Source organism: Kitasatospora sp. NPDC127060, assembly GCF_042724935.1.
GTDB lineage: Bacteria > Actinomycetota > Actinomycetes > Streptomycetales > Streptomycetaceae > Kitasatospora.
Genome location: NZ_JBHXEG010000002.1, coordinates 1 through 17,297 on the forward strand (window position 1 = coordinate 1; position 17,297 = coordinate 17,297).

Annotated in this window: 17 protein-coding genes; 9 read left to right on the plus strand and 8 right to left on the minus strand. The window is 74.6% G+C overall.

Annotated features, from left to right (window positions below):
* Positions 1 to 458, minus strand: a 458-nt coding sequence (locus ACFWIS_RS01925; protein ID WP_380452439.1) for a CorA family divalent cation transporter, incomplete at its 3' end; no start/stop codon positions are given.
* Positions 459 to 947: 489 nt separating this feature from the next.
* Between ACFWIS_RS01925 and ACFWIS_RS01930 the strand changes: the two genes are divergently transcribed.
* The gene (locus tag ACFWIS_RS01930) at positions 948 to 2,345 is read left to right on the plus strand and encodes an FAD-binding monooxygenase (protein WP_380452437.1); all 1,398 of its coding nucleotides are present in this window, start codon (positions 948 to 950) and stop codon (positions 2,343 to 2,345) included.
* A 269-nt stretch (positions 2,346 to 2,614) separates the two neighbouring features.
* Positions 2,615 to 4,216 (plus strand): ABC-F family ATP-binding cassette domain-containing protein, encoded by a 1,602-nt coding sequence (locus ACFWIS_RS01935; RefSeq protein ID WP_380452435.1) that lies wholly within the window; start codon positions 2,615 to 2,617, stop codon positions 4,214 to 4,216.
* A gap of 125 nt (positions 4,217 to 4,341) precedes the next feature.
* On the opposite strand, the gene ACFWIS_RS01940 is transcribed toward ACFWIS_RS01935, so the two are convergent.
* The 3 genes from ACFWIS_RS01940 to ACFWIS_RS01950 are packed head-to-tail and all read right to left on the minus strand — an operon-like array spanning position 4,342 to position 6,180.
* A complete protein-coding gene (locus tag ACFWIS_RS01940; protein WP_380452433.1) occupies positions 4,342 to 5,103 on the minus strand; it encodes a class I SAM-dependent methyltransferase in 762 nt (253 codons plus the stop codon).
* Positions 5,104 to 5,110: 7 nt separating this feature from the next.
* The gene (locus tag ACFWIS_RS01945; protein WP_380452432.1) at positions 5,111 to 5,491 is read right to left on the minus strand and encodes a hypothetical protein; all 381 of its coding nucleotides are present in this window, start codon (positions 5,489 to 5,491) and stop codon (positions 5,111 to 5,113) included.
* A complete protein-coding gene (locus ACFWIS_RS01950) occupies positions 5,488 to 6,180 on the minus strand; it encodes a hypothetical protein (RefSeq protein WP_380452430.1) in 693 nt (230 codons plus the stop codon). The genes ACFWIS_RS01945 and ACFWIS_RS01950 overlap by 4 nt, the downstream gene beginning before the upstream one ends.
* Before the next feature lie 83 nt (positions 6,181 to 6,263).
* Between ACFWIS_RS01950 and ACFWIS_RS01955 the strand changes: the two genes are divergently transcribed.
* Both ACFWIS_RS01955 and ACFWIS_RS01960 read left to right on the plus strand, forming a co-directional pair.
* Positions 6,264 to 6,809, plus strand: a complete 546-nt coding sequence (locus ACFWIS_RS01955) for a hypothetical protein (RefSeq protein WP_380452428.1) — start codon at positions 6,264 to 6,266, stop codon at positions 6,807 to 6,809.
* A gap of 24 nt (positions 6,810 to 6,833) precedes the next feature.
* Positions 6,834 to 7,652 carry a class I SAM-dependent methyltransferase gene (locus ACFWIS_RS01960; RefSeq protein WP_380452426.1) on the plus strand — a complete coding sequence of 273 codons (819 nt, stop codon included), beginning with the start codon at positions 6,834 to 6,836 and terminating at the stop codon, positions 7,650 to 7,652.
* 198 nt (positions 7,653 to 7,850) lie between these two features.
* Here ACFWIS_RS01960 and ACFWIS_RS01965 read toward each other — a convergent pair whose 3' ends face one another.
* From ACFWIS_RS01965 to ACFWIS_RS01980, 4 genes are all read right to left on the minus strand, one after another.
* Positions 7,851 to 9,098 carry a glycosyltransferase gene (locus tag ACFWIS_RS01965; RefSeq protein ID WP_380452425.1) on the minus strand — a complete coding sequence of 416 codons (1,248 nt, stop codon included), beginning with the start codon at positions 9,096 to 9,098 and terminating at the stop codon, positions 7,851 to 7,853.
* Positions 9,095 to 9,892, minus strand: coding sequence for a MerR family transcriptional regulator (locus tag ACFWIS_RS01970; RefSeq protein WP_380452423.1), 798 nt, complete (start codon positions 9,890 to 9,892; stop codon positions 9,095 to 9,097). The genes ACFWIS_RS01965 and ACFWIS_RS01970 overlap by 4 nt, the downstream gene beginning before the upstream one ends.
* Before the next feature lie 150 nt (positions 9,893 to 10,042).
* Positions 10,043 to 11,149, minus strand: coding sequence for a DUF6745 domain-containing protein (locus ACFWIS_RS01975; RefSeq protein ID WP_380452421.1), 1,107 nt, complete (start codon positions 11,147 to 11,149; stop codon positions 10,043 to 10,045).
* 176 nt (positions 11,150 to 11,325) lie between these two features.
* Positions 11,326 to 11,652, minus strand: a complete 327-nt coding sequence (locus tag ACFWIS_RS01980; protein WP_380452449.1) for a hypothetical protein — start codon at positions 11,650 to 11,652, stop codon at positions 11,326 to 11,328.
* A gap of 201 nt (positions 11,653 to 11,853) precedes the next feature.
* Between ACFWIS_RS01980 and ACFWIS_RS01985 the strand changes: the two genes are divergently transcribed.
* The 5 genes from ACFWIS_RS01985 to ACFWIS_RS02005 are packed head-to-tail and all read left to right on the plus strand — an operon-like array spanning position 11,854 to position 17,288.
* Positions 11,854 to 12,819: an STM4015 family protein gene (locus tag ACFWIS_RS01985; protein WP_380452419.1), complete on the plus strand. Its 966-nt coding sequence runs from the start codon at positions 11,854 to 11,856 to the stop codon at positions 12,817 to 12,819.
* Positions 12,820 to 12,869: 50 nt separating this feature from the next.
* A complete protein-coding gene (locus tag ACFWIS_RS01990; protein ID WP_380452417.1) occupies positions 12,870 to 13,802 on the plus strand; it encodes an STM4015 family protein in 933 nt (310 codons plus the stop codon).
* Positions 13,803 to 13,816: 14 nt separating this feature from the next.
* Positions 13,817 to 14,995, plus strand: a complete 1,179-nt coding sequence (locus ACFWIS_RS01995) for an STM4014 family protein (RefSeq protein WP_380452415.1) — start codon at positions 13,817 to 13,819, stop codon at positions 14,993 to 14,995.
* Between the two features lie 53 nt (positions 14,996 to 15,048).
* A complete protein-coding gene (locus ACFWIS_RS02000) occupies positions 15,049 to 15,960 on the plus strand; it encodes an STM4013/SEN3800 family hydrolase (RefSeq protein ID WP_380452448.1) in 912 nt (303 codons plus the stop codon).
* Positions 15,957 to 17,288, plus strand: coding sequence for an STM4012 family radical SAM protein (locus tag ACFWIS_RS02005; protein WP_380452413.1), 1,332 nt, complete (start codon positions 15,957 to 15,959; stop codon positions 17,286 to 17,288). Before ACFWIS_RS02000 ends, ACFWIS_RS02005 begins: the two co-directional genes overlap by 4 nt.
* The last annotated feature ends 9 nt before the right edge of the window (positions 17,289 to 17,297 follow it).

Consider the following 17,297-nt stretch of genomic DNA (forward strand, 5'->3'; position numbering starts at 1 on the left):
TGGATCTCGCCGAAGTCGACCTCCTCGACATCGTCCAGGTAGCGCGCGGCGCGCAGCACCACGAACAGCGTGTCGCCGTAGCGCTCCAGCTTCGGCCGCTGGTGGGCCACGATGGCGTCCTCGACGGCCAGTTCGTGCAGGTTGAACCGGTCCGCGGCCTCCAGCAGCTGCGCCTCGGCCGGGCGGAACAGCCCGATCCAGGCCATCGCGCCCGGCTGCTCCGGCAGTTCGCGGTAGATGTCGGCGAGGTCGGCCGGCGCGGCGGTCCGGCGGCCGTCCCGGTACACCGCCGCATCGACCACGGAACGCTCCAGCGCCACCGGCTCGACGGCCTGGTCGGGCCTCGGGTCCATCGAGTGCTCGGGCGCCGACCGGGGGTCGACGGGCCGCCGCGGGACCGCCTGACGGGAGAACGGACGCTTGCTCGCGCGCACGGCGCGCACACGCCAGTCGGACATGGCGGGGAACCTCCACGATGGGTGCCCGGCCCGCGCCGCACACGGCACGGCGGGCCGGTGGCGCCCGGCCGGCCGCCACCCGCACGGCGCGACCGGCAGCACCCCGCCCGACGGCGGGATCAGAGCTGCGCGGGAGCCGTACCGGAGGAGGAGTGCCGGGGGCCGCGAATCCTGCGGGACAACCGGGGGCGGGGCCGACTTCGGCCCGTACTACTGCACTCCACGGCTCTCACCTCCTCGGTCCTGCGCGCCGGGGACGCCGACGCGACCCGGCCGATTTTAGTACCCACACGACCGACCCTTCACACCGGGGCTCTCGGCGACCTCCGGCGGCTCGACCGCTGCCGCCCGCTGCGCCCCCTGCCGCCCCCTTGCCGCCCCCTGCGGCTCGACGCGGGACCGACGCGGCGTCAACCGGCGCTCCCCGGCTGCGGGTTCGTCCAGCAGGACCGATTACGGACCGGCGCCGCCACCACTACGCTACGTCGCATGACTTCTTCGGAGACGGCCCCAGGGCGGGGCACGGCGGTGGTGATCGGCGGCGGGCTGGCCGGCGTGGTGGCGGCCTGGGCACTGCGGGGCTTCGCCGAGCGGATCGTCGTGGTGGAGCGGGACCGCTACCCGGACGAGCCGGCGTTCCGGCCCGGGGTGCCGCAGGGGCGGCACGCGCACCTGGTGCTGGAGGCGGGCCACCGGGCGCTGGAGGAGCTGATGCCCGGCATCAACCAGGAGTTGACGGCCGCGGGGGCGCGCCGGGTGTCCACCTCGGGTGACCTCAAGTGGCTCAGCTCGGCCGGGTGGATGGTCGACTACCCGGCCCGGGTGTCGTTCCTCTCCTGCACCCGGCCGGTGCTGGACAAGCTGGTGCTGGACCGGGTCCGCACCGAGCCGTCGATCGAGTTCCTGGAGGGCACCGACGTGGTCGGGCTGCTCGGCTCGGGACGGGCGGTGACCGGGGTGAAGGTCCGCGAGCGGGGCTCGGGGCGCGATTCGGAGCGTCGGCCCGGGCGTGGGTCCGAGCATGGGTCCGAGCGCGGCTCTGAGCGCGGCGAAGTCCGGGACATCCCGGCCGAGTTGGTGATCGACGCCTCCGGCCGCTCGACCTCCGTACCCAAGTGGCTCGCCGAACTGGGCTGCCCCGCGGTGCCCGAGGAGCGGGTGGACGCCGGCGTCGCCTACACCTCCCGGTTGTTCCACCGCCCGCCCGGCGTCGACCTCGGCCACCAGGCGATCTACCTCCAGACCAAGGCCCCGGACAAGCCGCGGATGGGCGTCCTGCTGCCCGTGGAGGGCGACCGCTGGATCGTCAGCCTGGCCGGGATGCGCGGTGCCGAACCCGAGCCCGGCACCGAGGGCTTCACCAAGCACCTGTCGCAACTGCGCGACCCGGCCCTCCAGGAGATGCTGCGGGAGGCCGAACCGGCGGGCGAGGTACGCGGCTTCGTCCCCGGTCCGGGCGTGCGGCGGCACTACGAACGCAGCGCCCCGGACGGCCTGGTGGCGGTCGGCGACGCGGCGAGCACCTTCAACCCGGTGTACGGCCAGGGCGTGACCGTCTCGCTGTTCTGCGCCCAGGTGCTGCGCCGCGCCGCCGCGCGGCACGGCGGCGTCGGACACGCCACGGCCCGCGACGCCCGGCGGGAGGTCGCGAAGGTGTCCAAGGCGGCGTGGATGATGTCCAGCGCCGAGGACGTCCGCTTCAGCGCCACCACCGGTGGCCCCTCCGGCGCCCTGGTCCGGCTGCAGCACCGCTACCTGGACAAGGTGCTGCAGGGCGCCACCCACAACCCCGAGGTCACGGCGGCCTTCCACGAGGTGCTGTCCCTGGTGGCGCCGCCGACCCGCCTTTTCCACCCCTCGGTGGTGGCCGCGGTACTGCGCGGCTGACGACCGTCGCGGACGTACCCGTACGTGCCCTACCCCGGGTCGCGCACGGCTACGTCCGGGCACGTCTGGGCACGTCCTGGCACGTCCTGGTATCTCCGGGGTACGCCCCCGAGCACGTCCGGGCGCATCCGGGCGCATCCGTTTATTCGGATGCGTCCGTTCCGACCGGTCGCTAGCCTGGCCGACATGTCTACGCCCCGAATCTCCTAGCCGACGGACCCGCCTCCACGCCACCCGTGTGTCCGTTAGCCGTTTCGGAGCGTTATCCCATGATCACCACTCGTGGTGTCGACCTGCGCGTCGGCGCCCGCCTGCTGCTGTCCGACGCCACCCTGCACATCGCCCCCGGCGACCGGATCGGCCTGGTCGGCCGCAACGGCGCCGGCAAGACCACCCTGCTCGCCGCCCTCGCCGGGCAGCTGCCACCCGCCGCCGGCACCGTCACCCGGACCGGGCCGGTCGGCTACCTCCCGCAGGACTCCCGCGCCGCCGACCCGACCGTCACCGTCACCGACCGCATCCTGTCCGCCCGCGGCCTGGACGCCTCCGTACGCGCGCTGCGCGCGGCCGAGCAGGCCATGGCGCTGGCCGACTCGCCCGCCGGGGAACGCCGGGCGATGGACGCCTACGCGCGCGCCGACGCCGAGTTCCAGGCCCGCGGCGGTTACGCGGCCGAGGCCGAGGCCGCCCGGGTCGCGGCCGGGCTCGGACTGCCCGCCCGGGTGATGGACTCCGCCGTCGGCACGCTCTCCGGCGGTCAGCGGCGCCGGGTCGAGCTGGCCCGCATCCTGTTCGCCGACCACGGCACCCTGCTGCTGGACGAACCCACCAACCACCTGGACGCCGACTCGGTCGCCTGGCTGCGCGGCTTCCTCGCCGCCCACCAGGGCGGGCTGGTGCTGATCAGCCACGACCTCGGCCTGCTGGCGGAGACCGTCAACCGGGTCTTCCACCTGGACCCGCAGCGCGCCGCGATCGACGTCCACAACACCGGCTGGCAGGCCTACCTGGACCAGCGCGCGGCCGACGAACGCCGCCGCACCCGCGAACGGGCCAACGCCGAACGCAAGGCCGCCGCGCTGCACGCCCAGGCCGACCGGATGCGGTCCAACGTGGCCACCGCGACCACCGCCCGCAGCATGGCCCGCCGCGCCGATCGGATGCTCGCCGAACTTGAACCCGTCCGGCAGGCCGAGCGCACCGCCCGGATCCGGCTGCCCGAGCCCGCGCCCTGCGGCCGGATGCCGCTCGGCGCGGTCAGCCTCGCCAAGGCCTACGGCGACCGGACCGTGCTGACCGATCTGGACCTCGCCGTCGACCGGGGCGCCCGGCTGGTCGTGCTCGGCCTCAACGGCGCCGGCAAGACCACCCTGCTGCGCGTCCTGGCCGGCCACGAGCGACCGGACTCCGGCCGGGTCGTCCCCGGCACCGGCCTGCGGATCGGCTACTTCGCCCAGGAGCACGACACCCTGGACCCGGCGCTCAGCCTCCGGGACAACCTGGCCGCGGCCGCGCCCGACCTGACCGACGGCGAGCTACGGACCGTCCTCGGCGCGTTCCTGTTCCGCGGCGACGACGCCGACAAGCCGGCCGGCGTGCTGTCCGGCGGCGAGAAGACCCGGCTGGCGCTGGCCGGCCTGGTCCACTCCGGCGCCAACGTGCTGCTGCTCGACGAGCCGACCAACAACCTCGATCCGGCGTCCCGGGCGGAGGTGCTGGCCGCGGTGGGCACCTACCCGGGCGCGATCGTGATGGTCACCCACGACCCGGGCGCCATCGAGGCCCTGCGCCCGGACCGCGTACTGCTCCTGCCGGACGGCGACGAGGACCTCTGGCACGACGCCTACCTGGACCTGGTCACCCAGGCCTGAGCCCGGGGCCGGACGGGCTCCTCGGCCCGCCCGGCCCGCCCGGCCCGCCACGGCCCGCCACGGCCAAAGCAGGCCCGGACCACGACGGCTTGCTACGGCTTGCTGGCCCCGCCCGCCACGGCTTGCTACGGCTTGCGCGCATCGATCAGGAAGCGCGCCGAATGCGCGACGAACGGCCCCTCGGCCCGGATCAGGGCGTCCAGCTCGCGCAGCCGGTCCAGGTGGGCCTCCACGGTGAAGCCGGGGACCATCCAGATCACCTTCCGCAGGAAGTACACCACCGCGCCGATGTCGCGGAACTCCATCCGCAGCCGCTCGGAACGCAGGTCCACGACCTCCAGCCCGGCTGCCCGGGCCTCCGCGCTCTCCACCTCGGGGCGGCGGCCCTCGCGGGCCTCCGGCTGCGGCCCCAGGAAGTACTCGACCAGCTCGAAGACCGAGGCGGGGCCCACGTGCTGGGCGAAGTACGCGCCGCCGGGCCGCAACACCCGGGCGATCTCCGCCCACCAGGCCTTCACCGGGTGCCGGCTGCTGACCAGGTCGAAGGCCTCGTCCGCGAACGGCAGCGGCGGCTCGTCCGGGTCGGAGACCACCACCGCGCCCAGCGGGTGGAGCAGCCGGGTGGCCTGGGCCAGGTTCGGCGGCCAGGACTCGGTGGCCGCCAGCACGGGCGGGCGGCCACCCTGCCGCAGGGCGCCCGCCAGCACCTCGCCGCCGCCGGTCTGGATGTCCAGGGCCGCCGTCGCCGTGCCCAGCCGCCCGGCCAGCAGCCGCTGGTAGCCCCAGGAGGGGCGTTCCTCGGTGGCCCGGCCGTCGAGCCAGGAGAAGTCCCAGCCGTCCACGGAGACGGACTCGGCCTCGGCGATCAACTCTTCGAAGGTGCGCATCGTTGCATCATCGCGGCCCCGGCGCCGCCCTGCCATCGAATTCGGGGCCGCTGCGGTGGCGCAGCACCATCCCGGGCCGCACCTCCACGCCGCCGGCGGCGATCAGCCCGCTCACCGGCTCCGCTCCGCCGCCATCCGCCTCGAAGGCGAGCAGCACGCCCGGCTGTTCGCCGCACTGCCGCTCGACCAACCGACGCTCCTCGGGGGTCGGCTCGCGGAACACCGGGTCCTGGAAGGACGCCGGGCAGCGGACGTACACCGGGTCGGTGAGGACCAGCTCCAGGCCGTGGTGGTAGCCGAGGTCGTACCCGGCGGCCAGCCGCAGCTCGCCCGGACGCCAGGAGTACACGTCCCAGTCCCACCAGGACCCCTCCGGCAGCTCGATCACCCCGGCCACCGGGTCGCGCCGTCCGCCACCGCGGCGATGGCCGGGTGGCGGACGGCCTCCAGTTCGGCGTCGGCGAGCAGGTCGGCGATCAGGGCGGGCGGGCCGAAGACCTCGGTCGCGCTGAGGTCGCAGTTGGTGAGGACGAACCAGGAGCGGTCTGCCGGCCACCAGTGCGCGGGGAACCGACCACCCTCCGGCCAGGCGTCATAGTGGGCCACCGCCTCGTCCAGCCGGCCCCGGTGGGCCGTCACTGGTCGCAGCAGGTCCTCGATCGCGGCCGAGGAGAACCGGCAGTCCGTGGCCGGACCGTCGGTGCTGTGCCGGGCCAGCACCTCCACCAACCGGGCCAGGCAGGCGCGGTCCGGCTCCCCGATCGGCGGCTGCTCGACCTCGCCCGCGAGCGCCCCCGGCCCGTCGAACACCAGGGGCGACAGGGTGAACGGCCAGTCGGCGAGGCGCAGTCCCGAGCCGGCCAGCGCCTCGGCCCAGCGAGCCCGCCGTCCGTCCACCCGCAGCGTGTGCAGCACCCAGCAGCGGTCAGCGAAGCCCTGCCCGTTTCTGCTGCCGTTACTGTTGCCGCTTCCGCTTCCGGGCCAGGAGCCGTCCGGCTCGTAGCCGAGAACCGCCTTCCCCGCCTCCAGCAGCGGGCGCAGCCCGTCCAACCGGTCCTCGTCCGGCATCCGTTCCACGGACCGCCCCCTCCCCCGGTTCCGAACCCGCGGCACGGAAGACCGGTGCTCCGTGCCAGTACGTCTGGGCGAGGATAGCCGCCATGACGGACGAACAGACCGGCGAGCCGCTCGGCCACGGGGTCGTCGCCAACGTCGCCCGGGAGACGGCGCACGGCGAGGGCGGGCCGGAGATCCGCCGGGGCCTCAAGCACTTCGGCCCGGGCGCCAAACTGTGGATCGCCCCGCCGCGCTGGCACCCGTTCGATGACGTAGTGGTGGTAGGACGCCACCGGGGCAACGGCCGCCGCTACGTCACGCTCGTCATCAAGGTCCGCTTCCTGGACAACTTCCGGGTCCGTGGCGTCTACAGCCCCGCCCTGCTGCGCGCCCTGTCCCGCCCGGAACCCGGCTTCGAGCAGCACGGCGGACCCTGGACCGTGGAACGGGCCGAGGAGTACGCCGAGTTCCACAACACCCACCGGCTGGAGGTACGGGCCGACGGATCCGACCGGGTCCGGCTACTGGTGTCCGACCCACCGCCGATGGAACTCGTCCACCAGGGCACCACCTTCCACCTCGCCCACTTCAACGCCTCCTACGCCCGCTACTCCACCGAACCACCGCCCGTGGAGACCCCGACGCCATGACCCCGACGCCATGACCCCGACACCATGATCCCAACGCCCGCGTCCGCCCTCGGCCGCTTCTACGACGACTTCGCCGAGGACTACCACCTGCTCTACGCCGATTGGGACGCGTCGCTCGCCCGCCAGGGCGCCGCGTTGGACGCCCTGATCCGTGCACACCTCGGCGAGGGCCCCGCCGAGGTGCTGGACTGCGCCTGCGGCATCGGCACCCAGGCGATCGGCCTGGCCGCGCTCGGCCACCGGGTCACCGGCACCGACCTCAGCCCGGTCGCCGTCACCCGGGCCACCGCCGAGGCCGCCGCCCGCGGGCTCCGACTGCCCACGGCGGCCGCCGACATGCGCGCACTCCCCTTCCCAAACGGACGGTTCGACGTCGTGGTGTGCGCGGACAACGCCCTGCCCCACCTGCTCACGGCCGAGCACGTCCACACCGCCCTGACCGAGCTGCGCCGGGTCCTGCGCCCGGGCGGCCTGCTGCTGCTCTCCACCCGCCCGTACGACGAACTGCGCCGGACCCGCCCGGCCTCCACCCCACCACAGACCACCGAACGGGACGGCCGGCGCTCGGTCCACTTCCAGCTCTGGCAGTGGCACGAGGACGGCGAGCGCTACGACCTCGAACTCTTCCAGCTGCTGCCCGCCGACACCGGCCAGTGGCGGGTCGCGGTCCGCCGCGCCAGCTACTGGGCCCTCACCCAGGCCCAGTTGAGCACCTTCGCCACTGTGGCAGGTCTCACCGAGACCACCTGGCAACAGCCCTCCGCCACCGGCTTCTTCCAACCCCTGCTGATCGCCCGGGCACCCTTGACTCCTACGTCACCGCCTGACCACCTGACCACCTGACCGCCCCGCCGCCTCCTTCCATCGCCTCGTCCATTCCCTCGTTCACGTCAAGCAGAGGGCCAACGTTGCTCCGATCCAAGGCCGACTGGCAGCTTCCTCCCCACAGTCCGACCACCTCGCCTTACTGACCCATCGCATCGCCCGCGCCCGGGCCGGAGGCCCGCGTCCGCACCTCGGCCATCGCCACGTCAGCCGCCGTCAGGCGGAGCGCAGGCCCGAGCACCGCCGCAACGGCAGCTCCGCCACCGCCTCCGCGACCCGCGCCGCACCGTCCTCCCCCGCCATCCGGCCGGCCGTCGCCTCCGCCCGGTCCCGGTACGACCGGTCCTCGACGGCCTGCCGAATGGCCTCGCCCAGCCCGGCTGCGGTCAGGTCGGCGAACGGTATCGGTCCGGTGGCCGCTCCGAGCCGGGTGAGCCGTCCAGCCCAGAACGGTTGATCGGCCGTCACCGGGACCGGGACGCTCGGCACCCCCGCGCGCAGCGCCGCGGCCGCCGTACCGGCACCCGCATGGTGGACGACGACCGCCGTCCGCGGGAACAGTAGGGAGTGCGGCAGTTCGCCGACGGTCAGCACGTCGTCCCCGTTCGCGCCGAGCCCCGCCCAACCGGACTGCAGCACGCCCCGCACACCCGCGCGCCTCAGCGCCTCGACGGCGAGACCGCTGAGCCGCTCGCCCTGGCCGCCCGCCATGCTGCCGAAGCCGATGAACACCGGCGGCGGCCCGGCCTGCAGGAAGTCCTCGACCTCTGCCGGGAGCCGCTGGTCAGCCGCAACGTGCGGCCACCAGTTGCCGACCACCGTCAACCCCTCCCGCCAGTCGGCCGGGCGCGGGACGAGCGTCGGGCTGAACCCGTGCAGGACCGGCCAGTTCGCCCGTTCCACCGCCCGTCGGCGCGCCGTCTGGGAGCAGGCGGGCAGCCCCAGCCGCGTCCGCAGTCGCCGCGCCGCCCCCGCGTGCAGCCGGTCCACCACCCGCTGGCCGAACGCACCCGTCGCCCGGTTGCCCCAGCGGCCGAGCGACCGGCCCGGGCCGACCACCGGCGGGAACTCCCCTGTCGGCAGTGTGGGTTGGAGGTAGACCCCGAGACTCGGCACCTCCATCGCCTCGGCCAGGTGCCAGCCGAGCGGTGCCGTCGTCGTGGCGAGCAGCAGCAGGTCTGCCCCGGGAGCGGCCGCATCGGCGAGCCCGTCACCGAGCCCCTCCACGAAGGCGGCGGCCCGTGCCAAGAGCGAGGATCGGCCCTCCTGCTCCCCCGCGGCCGCCCCGCCCCGCGGGTCGACCGGCAGCGAACGGAACTCTAGGCCGCTGCCGCTCACCAGGTCGCGGAAGGTCTCCGGCGCGGCGAGGGCGACCTCGTGCCCTTCGCTCCGGAGCCGAACCCCGAGGCCGGTATAAGGGGCGACGTCGCCGTACGAGCCCGCCGCCGTGACCAGGATCCTCATCGGGTCACCTCCGGGCGGCCCGACCCGGCCTGCCGCTCCGCGTTGGCGCCGATGGCGCTCCGGAGGTAGCCGGCCAAGCCCGGACGCTGCTCGGCCGACGGCACGACGAGCGCGAAGGCCCTGGCGTCCGCCTCGTAGTCGTCGGCGATCCGGCGGTGCGTCTCGGGTGGGCAGGGTGTGAACCAGCGGATGATGTGCTGGCGGTGCTCCTCCGCGAGCTCCAACACCTGCTGATGGTCGACGGGCAGGTCCTGGTCGAAGGCGGCGAGCAGGCGCCCGCGCCAGTCGGCGGCCTCCGCCATCAGGCGTCGCCAGTCCTCCTTGGTGTGGGTGGCGGCGCGGGCCAGGGCCTCCTGATGGCCTTCCCCGTCGCCCCACTTGAGGTGGGCGTCGGCGGCGTAGCTGAGGTCGAAGACGACGTCGCCGAAGACCTCGAACCGCTCCTCCGGGGTGAGTTCGATCCCGGTGCGCTGGACCTCGATCGCCCGCTCCGCGACATCAACCAGCTTCTGCAGCCGCGCGATCTGCTCGGTGAGCGCATCGCGCCGGGCCTGCAGGTGGTCCAGCGCGTTGGCGAGCGGATCAGCCAGGATGGTGGCGATCTCCTCGAGCGGGAAGCCGAGTTCCCGGTAGAAGAGGATCTGCTGGAGCCTGGCGAGGTCCTCCGCGTTGTAGCGGCGGTAGCCGGCCGGGCTGCGTTCGCTGGGCGACAGCAGCCCGGACCGGTCGTAGTGATGCAGGGTCCGCACCGTGACTCCGGCGAATCCGGAGACCTGTCCGACCGACCAGCTCATGGTTCCTCCCGGTGATCCTGTGGTCCGCGTCCGTGTGTTCGCGCCTCGGGCAGCTGGGTGCTGCGCCGTCCCCACCGTGAAGCCTGACGTGGGGTAAGGGTCAACACGCGCAGCCCGTCGGCCCGTGCCGGGCGCCGGAGGCCGGGCCGGTCAGGTCTCGCGCTGCGGATGGTAGGCCGTCTCCGGTATGCCGAAGGTCCACGCGACTCCGGCCCGGGCGGTGCGGGTGCCCGGCGGGACGCGCAGCCAGTAGGTCCGGAAGGTGCCGTCGGGCTCGGGGGTGGAGTTGACCACCTCGACCATCATCACCGGTTCGTCGTCCGGCAGCACGATCCGCCACAGCACCCCGGCCTCGTCGCGGTGGACGGGCTCGGCGCCGGAGTCCGCCAGGTAGCGCTCGTAGCCGTAGTGCTCCAGCAGGACGCGGCGCAGCTCGGCGTTCTCCTCGGTGCGGATCCGCTCGACCGTCACCTCGCCGAGGCCCGCCAGGAACTCGGCGGGGACGGGCATGCCGCGCCAGGCGTGCAGGGCGAAGCCGTCGGCGTACTCCAGGGCCGGGCCGTCCGCCCGGTCGAGCCGGCCGGCCTCGTCCCGGTGCAGGGCGACCGGCCGCTCCGAGACCAGCGCCACGTCCCGGTACGGCCACCACCAGCCCGCCTCCCGCGCCACCTCGGCGAGCGGTGCGACGGCGTCGGCGCCCGCTCGGGCGGCCTCGAAGGCGGCGAACCAGGGCGCGTCGTGCTGGCCGCGCACGGCGTCCAGCAGGGCCAGGCGGACGGTGGTGCGGCGGGCCCGGGCGGCGGCCGCCTCGGCGGAGTCCTCGTCGCGGTCGGCCTCGGGTGCGAGCCGGTCGAGCACGGCGTTGCGCACCCGGTCGGCCAGCGGTGTGGTGACCGGGCCGAGTTCGCCGCCGGTGAGCGCCCAGTGCGCCGCCCAGCCGGTCGCGCCGACCTGCTCGACGGCCTGCCGCCGGGCCTCCTCCCAGGGCCGGGTGCGGACCGCCTCGCGCACGCTCACCGCGTCGTCGGCCCGCAGCTCCAGCGCCGCCTCGGCCGCCGCGAGCGGCGAACCGAACCAGCGCACGGCGGTGGGTTCGGGCAGCCCGGCCGCCCGGTAGGCGGCCCGGACCGCGCGTTCGACCGCCGTCCGGTCGGCCGGCCCGGTGGCCGCCGAGGCCGTCCGCCAGCGCGCCGTCACCCCGCCGGTGCCGTCCGCCGGCGCCGCGTCCGCCGGGTTGTCGCGGGTCACCGTCTCCATCGTCCACTCCGTTCCCCGGCCGGGCTCCCACTCGGCCATCCGTTCTGCTTCCCGTTCCGCGGTCCGCGCCCGCCGGCCACTTGCCGACCGGCCGACCGGCCCTCCACCGCACCGCCGCACCTCCGAGCGGCCAACCGCCCGCAGCGCCGACCGCATCGGCGACGGCGGACCGGAGGTCAGTCCGCGACCACCCGCACCGCGCCCGGGACGTACTCGCGCTGGCGGATCACCCGGTACCACCCCTTGGGCAGCGGTATCGCCGCGTGCTCCTCGTGCACCACCCGGCCGGCCTCGGGCAGGTGCAGCCAGGCCTCACCGAACGGCCCCGCCTCCCGCCGCAGTTCGCCGGGGCCGACCACGGCGTGGGCGTGGCCGGTGACCTCGCCGAGCGCGAGCACCATCCGCCCCCGCGCGTCCCGTGGCTGCACGGCCAGCCCGGGCACCCGAAGCGGCACCACGGTCTCAGCGACCGGCACGATCAACACGTCGCCCTGGCGGTACATCAGTCCTCCCTCGCCGTACGGCCGGACCCGGCGGGCGCCGGAGCCCATGGCTCCGCCGTACCGGACACGGTCACGCTCCGGAGCCATGACCTGAACGTAGAGCAAGGGTCTGACAACGCGCCCCGGCCGCCACCCGGCCGCCGGGTTGTCGGTCCCGACTGGTAGACACTTGTTCGGTCCGAACCCCCGGAGGAGCAGCGCATGACCGTCAACCACCACCTCGAGCAGTTCCACGGTCTCCCGGTCTTCGACTTCGTCCAGGCCCTGGAGGAGGCGGGGGCGGCCGACGTCCAGCTGCCGGACGCGGCGGCGGCCGCGTGGCGGATCCGGCTCGACTACGAGTCCGAGCGGTCCTGGGCCGAGCGCTGGCAGCAGTTCCTCGACGCCGTCGACACCGAGCGGGTCACCGCCCTGGTGATCGGCCAGTGGACGCCGGACGAGCCGGACTCCTTCCAGGAGCCGCTGGACGCACTCGTCGCCGCCGCGCCCCGGCTGCCGGCCCTGCGCGCCCTGTTCGCCGGGGACATCACGTACGAGGAGTGCGAGATCTCCTGGATCCAGCAGTGCGACGTGACGCCGCTGCTGACGGCGTTCCCGGCGCTGACCGAGCTGGTGGTGCGCGGTGCCTCGGAGGACTGGGAGGGCCACGGCGGCCTCGCCCTCGAGCCGCTGCGGCACGAGGCGCTGAAGGCCCTGCGCTTCGAGGCGGGCGGGCTGCCGGCCTCGGTGGTCCGCTCGGTGGCTGCCTGCGAGTTCCCCGTCCTGGAGCGGCTGGAGCTCTGGCTGGGGGTGGACAACTACGGCGGCGACGCCACGATCGGCGACCTCACGCCCTTCCTGGACGGCACCGGTCTGCCGGCGCTGCGCCACCTGGGCCTGCAGAACAGCGAGTTCCAGGACGAGATCGCCGCCGCGCTGGCCCACGCACCCGTGGTCGCCCGGCTGGAGTCGCTCAGCCTGTCCATGGGCGTGTTGACGGACCAGGGCGCGACCGCCCTCCTGGAGGGCCAGCCGCTCACCCACCTGCGCTCGCTCGACCTGCACCACCACTACCTCACCGACGAGCTCCAGCAGCGCCTGCGCCAGGCCCTACCCGGGGTCGAACTCGACCTCTCCGAGCCGGGCAAGCCCGACGACCAGTGGCGCTACGTCGCCGTCGCCGAGTAGCCCCCGGCCCCGTCCCCTCATCCACCTGAACGCACCTACCAGGATCCGACATGACGGTCGCGCACCACCTCGAACGCTTCCACGAGCTGCCGATCCACGAGTTCGCCCCCGACGACGCCCGGCCGCGGCCCGCCGCCGGCGAGGTCGCCTGGCGGCTCGCCCTCGAATACGACGCCAAGCACGGCTTCGCCGAGCTCTGGCAGTCCTTCCTCCGGGCCGTCGACCCGGCCGGGATCCGCGCCGTGGTGATCGGCCCCTGGTGGCAGGGCGGCTACTCCTCCGTGCGGGCCGTGGTCGAGGCGATGGCCGCCGAGGCCGACCGGCTGCCCGCCCTGGAGGCGCTGTTCCTCGGCGACGTCACCTTCGACGAGTGCGAGATCTCCTGGCTGGAGATGGGCGACGTCACCCCGCTGCTGACCGCCTTCCCCGGGCTGACCTCGCTGGCCGTGCGCGGCAGCATGGACCTCTGCCTGCTGCCGGTGCGGCACGAGCGGCTGACGTCCCTGCGCTTCGAGTCCGGCGGCCTGCCGGCCACCGTGGTGCGCGCGGTGGCCGGCTCCGAACTACCCGTCCTGCGGCGGCTGGAGCTGTGGCTCGGGGCGGACGAGTACGGCGGTGACGCCACGCTCGACGACCTCGGACCCTTCCTGGACGGCTCGCGCCTGCCGGAGCTGCGCCACCTGGGCCTGCAGAACAGCGAGTTCCAGGACGAGATCGCCGCCGCGCTGGCCCACGCACCCGTGGTCGCCCGGCTGGAGTCGCTCGACCTGTCCATGGGCGTGCTCTCCGACGAGGGCGCGGCCGCCCTGCTGGAGGGCCAGCCGCTCACCCACCTGCGCTCGCTCGACCTGCACCACCACTACCTCTCGGAGGAGATGCAGCAGCGTCTGCGGGAGTCCCTGCCCGGGGTCGAGCTCGACCTCACCGAGGCGGAGGACGCCGGCGAGCACGACGAGGACCGCTACGTCGCGGTCGCCGAGTAGGCGGTGGCGGCGCGATGACACGGCGGTTGACCGTCCTCGGCAACCCGGGGCACCGGCGGGTGACGCTGTTCGCCGCCGCCGCCCGGTCCGCCGGCCTGCCCGAGCCCGCGGTCCTGCCCTGGCTGGACGTGCTGCGCGGCGGGTACCGGCTGCCCGAGAGCACCCTGCTGCGCATCGAGTCCCCGGGTGAGGAGCCCCTGGTCGACGAGTTGCTGCGCGGTCCGGCGCTCGGCTCCGGCTACGCGCCGACCAGGGTCGAGGGCACGGCCGCCTGGTACGCGGGGGTGTTGGCCGCCCTGCGCGGGCTGGCCGCGCACCCGGGCGTGCGGCTGCTCGGCGATCCGGAGGAGATCGCCGAGATGTTCGACAAGCGCCGGGCGCACGCGCTGCTGACCGCGGCCGGGGTGCCGGTGCCCCGGGCGCTCGGCGGCGAGGTCCGCGACTGGGACCAGTTGCGCGGGCGGCTCGCCGGAGCCGGTCTGCGCCGGGTCTTCGTCAAGCCCGCGCACGGTTCCTCCGCCTCCGGGGTGATCGCGCTGGAATTCGGCCCGCGCGGGCAACTGCTGGCCACCACCTCGGTCGAGCTGGCCGACGGCCGGCTGCACAACTCTCTGCGGGTGCGCCGCTACCGCGACGAGCGCGAGGTGGCCGCGATCGTCGACCGCCTGGCGCCGGACGGGCTGCACGTCGAGCAGTGGATCCCCAAGTCCTCGCAGTCCGGCCGCTCGGCGGACCTCCGCGTCGTGGTGGTCGCGGGCCGGGCCACTCACGCGGTGGTGCGCACCAGCGCCCAGCCGATGACCAACCTGCACCTCGGCGGCGCCCGGGGCAGTCTCGACCAGGCCCGGGAGGCGGCCGGTCCGGCCTGGCCGGCCCTGCTGGAGACGGCCGAGCGGGCGGCGGCCTGCTTCCCCGGCTCGCCGATGGTCGGCGTGGACGTCCTGCCCACGGCCGGCTGGCGCCGCGCCCTGGTCGGCGAGGTGAACGCCTTCGGCGACCTGCTGCCCAACCTCACCGGCCTGCCCGGCGGCCCGGCCGAGGGCCTCGACACCTACGGCGCCCAACTCGCCGCCCTCACCCGGCACACCGACCTCGCCGACCAGGCCGACCAGGCCGACCGCTCCAACCAGGCCGTCCGCACCGAGCGCTCCCCCGTCCCGACGCACCACCAGATCCTGGAACCCACCCGATGAGCCACCAGCCCACGCCCGAACCGGCCGCCCCCGAGCCCGACCCGAACCCCGACATGAACGCGGTGGTGGGCAGCCACGACCTGCTGCTCGTCACCCTCGACACGCTGCGCTTCGACGTCGCCGAGGAGCTGGCCTCGGCCGGCCGCATCCCACACCTGGCCGCCTTCCTCCCCGGCGGCCGCTGGGAGCGCCGGCACGCGCCCGGCAGCTTCACCTACGCCTCCCACCAGGCGATCATGGCCGGTTTCCTGCCCACCCCGGCCTCGCCCGGCGGCCCCCACCCCCGGCTGTTCGCGGCCCGCTTCGCCGGTTCGGAGAGCACGGCCACCCGGACCTGGGTCTTCGACGCGCCCGACCTGCCGACCGCCCTGGGCGCGGCCGGGTACCGAACGGTCTGCATCGGAGGCGTCGGCTTCTTCAACAAGCAGGGCCCGCTCGGCTCCGTGTTGCCCGGCCTGTTCCAGGAGAGCCACTGGGCACCGGAGCTGGGTGTGGCCTCCCCGACGTCCTTCGAGGAGCAGGTCGCCCGGGCCGAGCGGGTCGCCGCCGAACAGCCCGCCGAGCAGCCGCTGTTCCTGTTCCTGAACGTCTCGGCGCTACACCAGCCCAACTGGTTCCACCTGCCCGGCGCCACCCGTGAGCACGGTGACTCCCGGGCCAGCCACGCCGCCGCGCTGGAGTACGTGGACGCCCACATCGGCCGCCTGTTCGCGGCGATGAGCGCCCGCCGCCCCTGCTTCGCCATCGTCTGCTCCGACCACGGCACGGCGTACGGCGAGGACGGCTACACCGGGCACCGGATCGGCCACGAGGTGGTCTGGACGGTCCCGTACGCCCACTTCACCATCCCCACCCGGCCCACCGGCACCGCCGGCAACGGCACCGCCACCGGCACCGGCACCGCCGGCAACGGCACCGCCACCGCCACCGCCACCGCCACCGCCACCGCTGAGGAGCGTCGATGACCGCCGCACCCCCGCTCCCCGACTCGCCGTACCAGTCGTACGTCTACGCCTACCCGCACAAGACGGCCTACCGCCCACTGCCCGAGCGCCCGCCGCTGAGCGAGCTGTGGAGCGGAGAGCCGCAGCACGCCCTCTCGCTGTACCTTCACATCCCGTTCTGCGAGGTCCGCTGCGGCTTCTGCAACCTGTTCACCCGGATCGGCAGCCCCGAGGGCCTGACCACCGCCTACCTGGACGCCCTGGAGCGCCAGGCCGTCGCCGTGCGTTCGGCGCTGGACGAGGGCGCCCGGTTCGCGCTGGCCGCGTTCGGCGGCGGAACCCCCACCTACCTGACGGCCGCCGAGCTGGAGCGGCTGTGCGACATCGCCGAGCAGCGGATGGGTGTCGACCTCCGGGCGGTGCCGCTGTCGGTGGAGGCCTCGCCCTCCACCGCGACCGCCGACCGGCTGGAGGTACTGGCCGCCCGGGGCACCACCCGGCTGAGCATGGGCGTGCAGTCCTTCGACGACACCGAGGCCCGCTCGGCCGTCCGCCCGCAGAAGCGGGCCGAGGCGGAGGCCGCCCTGGGCCGGATCCGCGCCGCCGGCATCCCGGTGCTGAACATCGACCTCATCTACGGCATAGCCGGCCAGACCGAGACGAGTTGGCTGCGCTCGCTGGACGCCGCCCTGCACTGGCAGCCCGAGGAGCTGTACCTCTACCCGCTGTACGTGCGCCCACTCACCGGCCTGGCCCGCCTCGGCGAGCAGGAGAGTGCCGCCGCCTGGGACGCCCGCCGGCTCGCGCTCTACCGCGCCGGCCGGGACCACCTGCTGGCCAACGGCTACGAGCAGGTGTCGATGCGGATGTTCCGCCGCGCGGCCTCCCCGCAGGCCGGCGCGAGCGAGTACGCCTGCCAGACCGACGGCATGGTCGGCCTGGGTTGCGGCGCCCGCTCCTACACCTCGCGGCTGCACTACTCCTTCGACTACGCGGTGAACGCCTCCGAGGTGCGCGGCATCATCGACGACTACGTCGCCACCGAGGACTTCCACCGCGCCGAGGTGGGCCACTGGATGAGTGGTGCGGAGCCGCGCCGCCGCCACCTGGTGCAGTCGCTGCTGCAGGCCGAGGGCATGCCGCTGGCCGACTACCGCGCCCGCTTCGGCGGTTCGCCGGGCGAGGACTTCGGGGCGGAGCTGGCCGGGTTCGCCGAGCGCGGCTGGCTCGCCGACGATCCGGAGCGCTTGAGGCTCACCCCGGAGGGGCTGGCGCACTCGGACGCGGTGGGCCCGCTGCTCTTCTCGCCCGAGGTCCGGGCCCTGATGGCGGCCTACGAGGCGAAATGACCTTCCTCG

Coding starts and splice junctions, on each gene's coding strand:
- ACFWIS_RS01930 (WP_380452437.1), top strand. CDS start 948: ATGACTTCTTCGGAGACGGCCCCAGGGCGGGGCACGGCGGTGGTGATC.
- ACFWIS_RS01935 (WP_380452435.1), top strand. CDS start 2,615: ATGATCACCACTCGTGGTGTCGACCTGCGCGTCGGCGCCCGCCTGCTG.
- ACFWIS_RS01940 (WP_380452433.1), bottom strand. CDS start 5,103: ATGCGCACCTTCGAAGAGTTGATCGCCGAGGCCGAGTCCGTCTCCGTG.
- ACFWIS_RS01955 (WP_380452428.1), top strand. CDS start 6,264: ATGACGGACGAACAGACCGGCGAGCCGCTCGGCCACGGGGTCGTCGCC.
- ACFWIS_RS01960 (WP_380452426.1), top strand. CDS start 6,834: ATGATCCCAACGCCCGCGTCCGCCCTCGGCCGCTTCTACGACGACTTC.
- ACFWIS_RS01965 (WP_380452425.1), bottom strand. CDS start 9,098: ATGAGGATCCTGGTCACGGCGGCGGGCTCGTACGGCGACGTCGCCCCT.
- ACFWIS_RS01970 (WP_380452423.1), bottom strand. CDS start 9,892: ATGAGCTGGTCGGTCGGACAGGTCTCCGGATTCGCCGGAGTCACGGTG.
- ACFWIS_RS01975 (WP_380452421.1), bottom strand. CDS start 11,149: ATGGAGACGGTGACCCGCGACAACCCGGCGGACGCGGCGCCGGCGGAC.
- ACFWIS_RS01980 (WP_380452449.1), bottom strand. CDS start 11,652: ATGTACCGCCAGGGCGACGTGTTGATCGTGCCGGTCGCTGAGACCGTG.
- ACFWIS_RS01985 (WP_380452419.1), top strand. CDS start 11,854: ATGACCGTCAACCACCACCTCGAGCAGTTCCACGGTCTCCCGGTCTTC.
- ACFWIS_RS01990 (WP_380452417.1), top strand. CDS start 12,870: ATGACGGTCGCGCACCACCTCGAACGCTTCCACGAGCTGCCGATCCAC.
- ACFWIS_RS01995 (WP_380452415.1), top strand. CDS start 13,817: ATGACACGGCGGTTGACCGTCCTCGGCAACCCGGGGCACCGGCGGGTG.
- ACFWIS_RS02000 (WP_380452448.1), top strand. CDS start 15,049: ATGAACGCGGTGGTGGGCAGCCACGACCTGCTGCTCGTCACCCTCGAC.
- ACFWIS_RS02005 (WP_380452413.1), top strand. CDS start 15,957: ATGACCGCCGCACCCCCGCTCCCCGACTCGCCGTACCAGTCGTACGTC.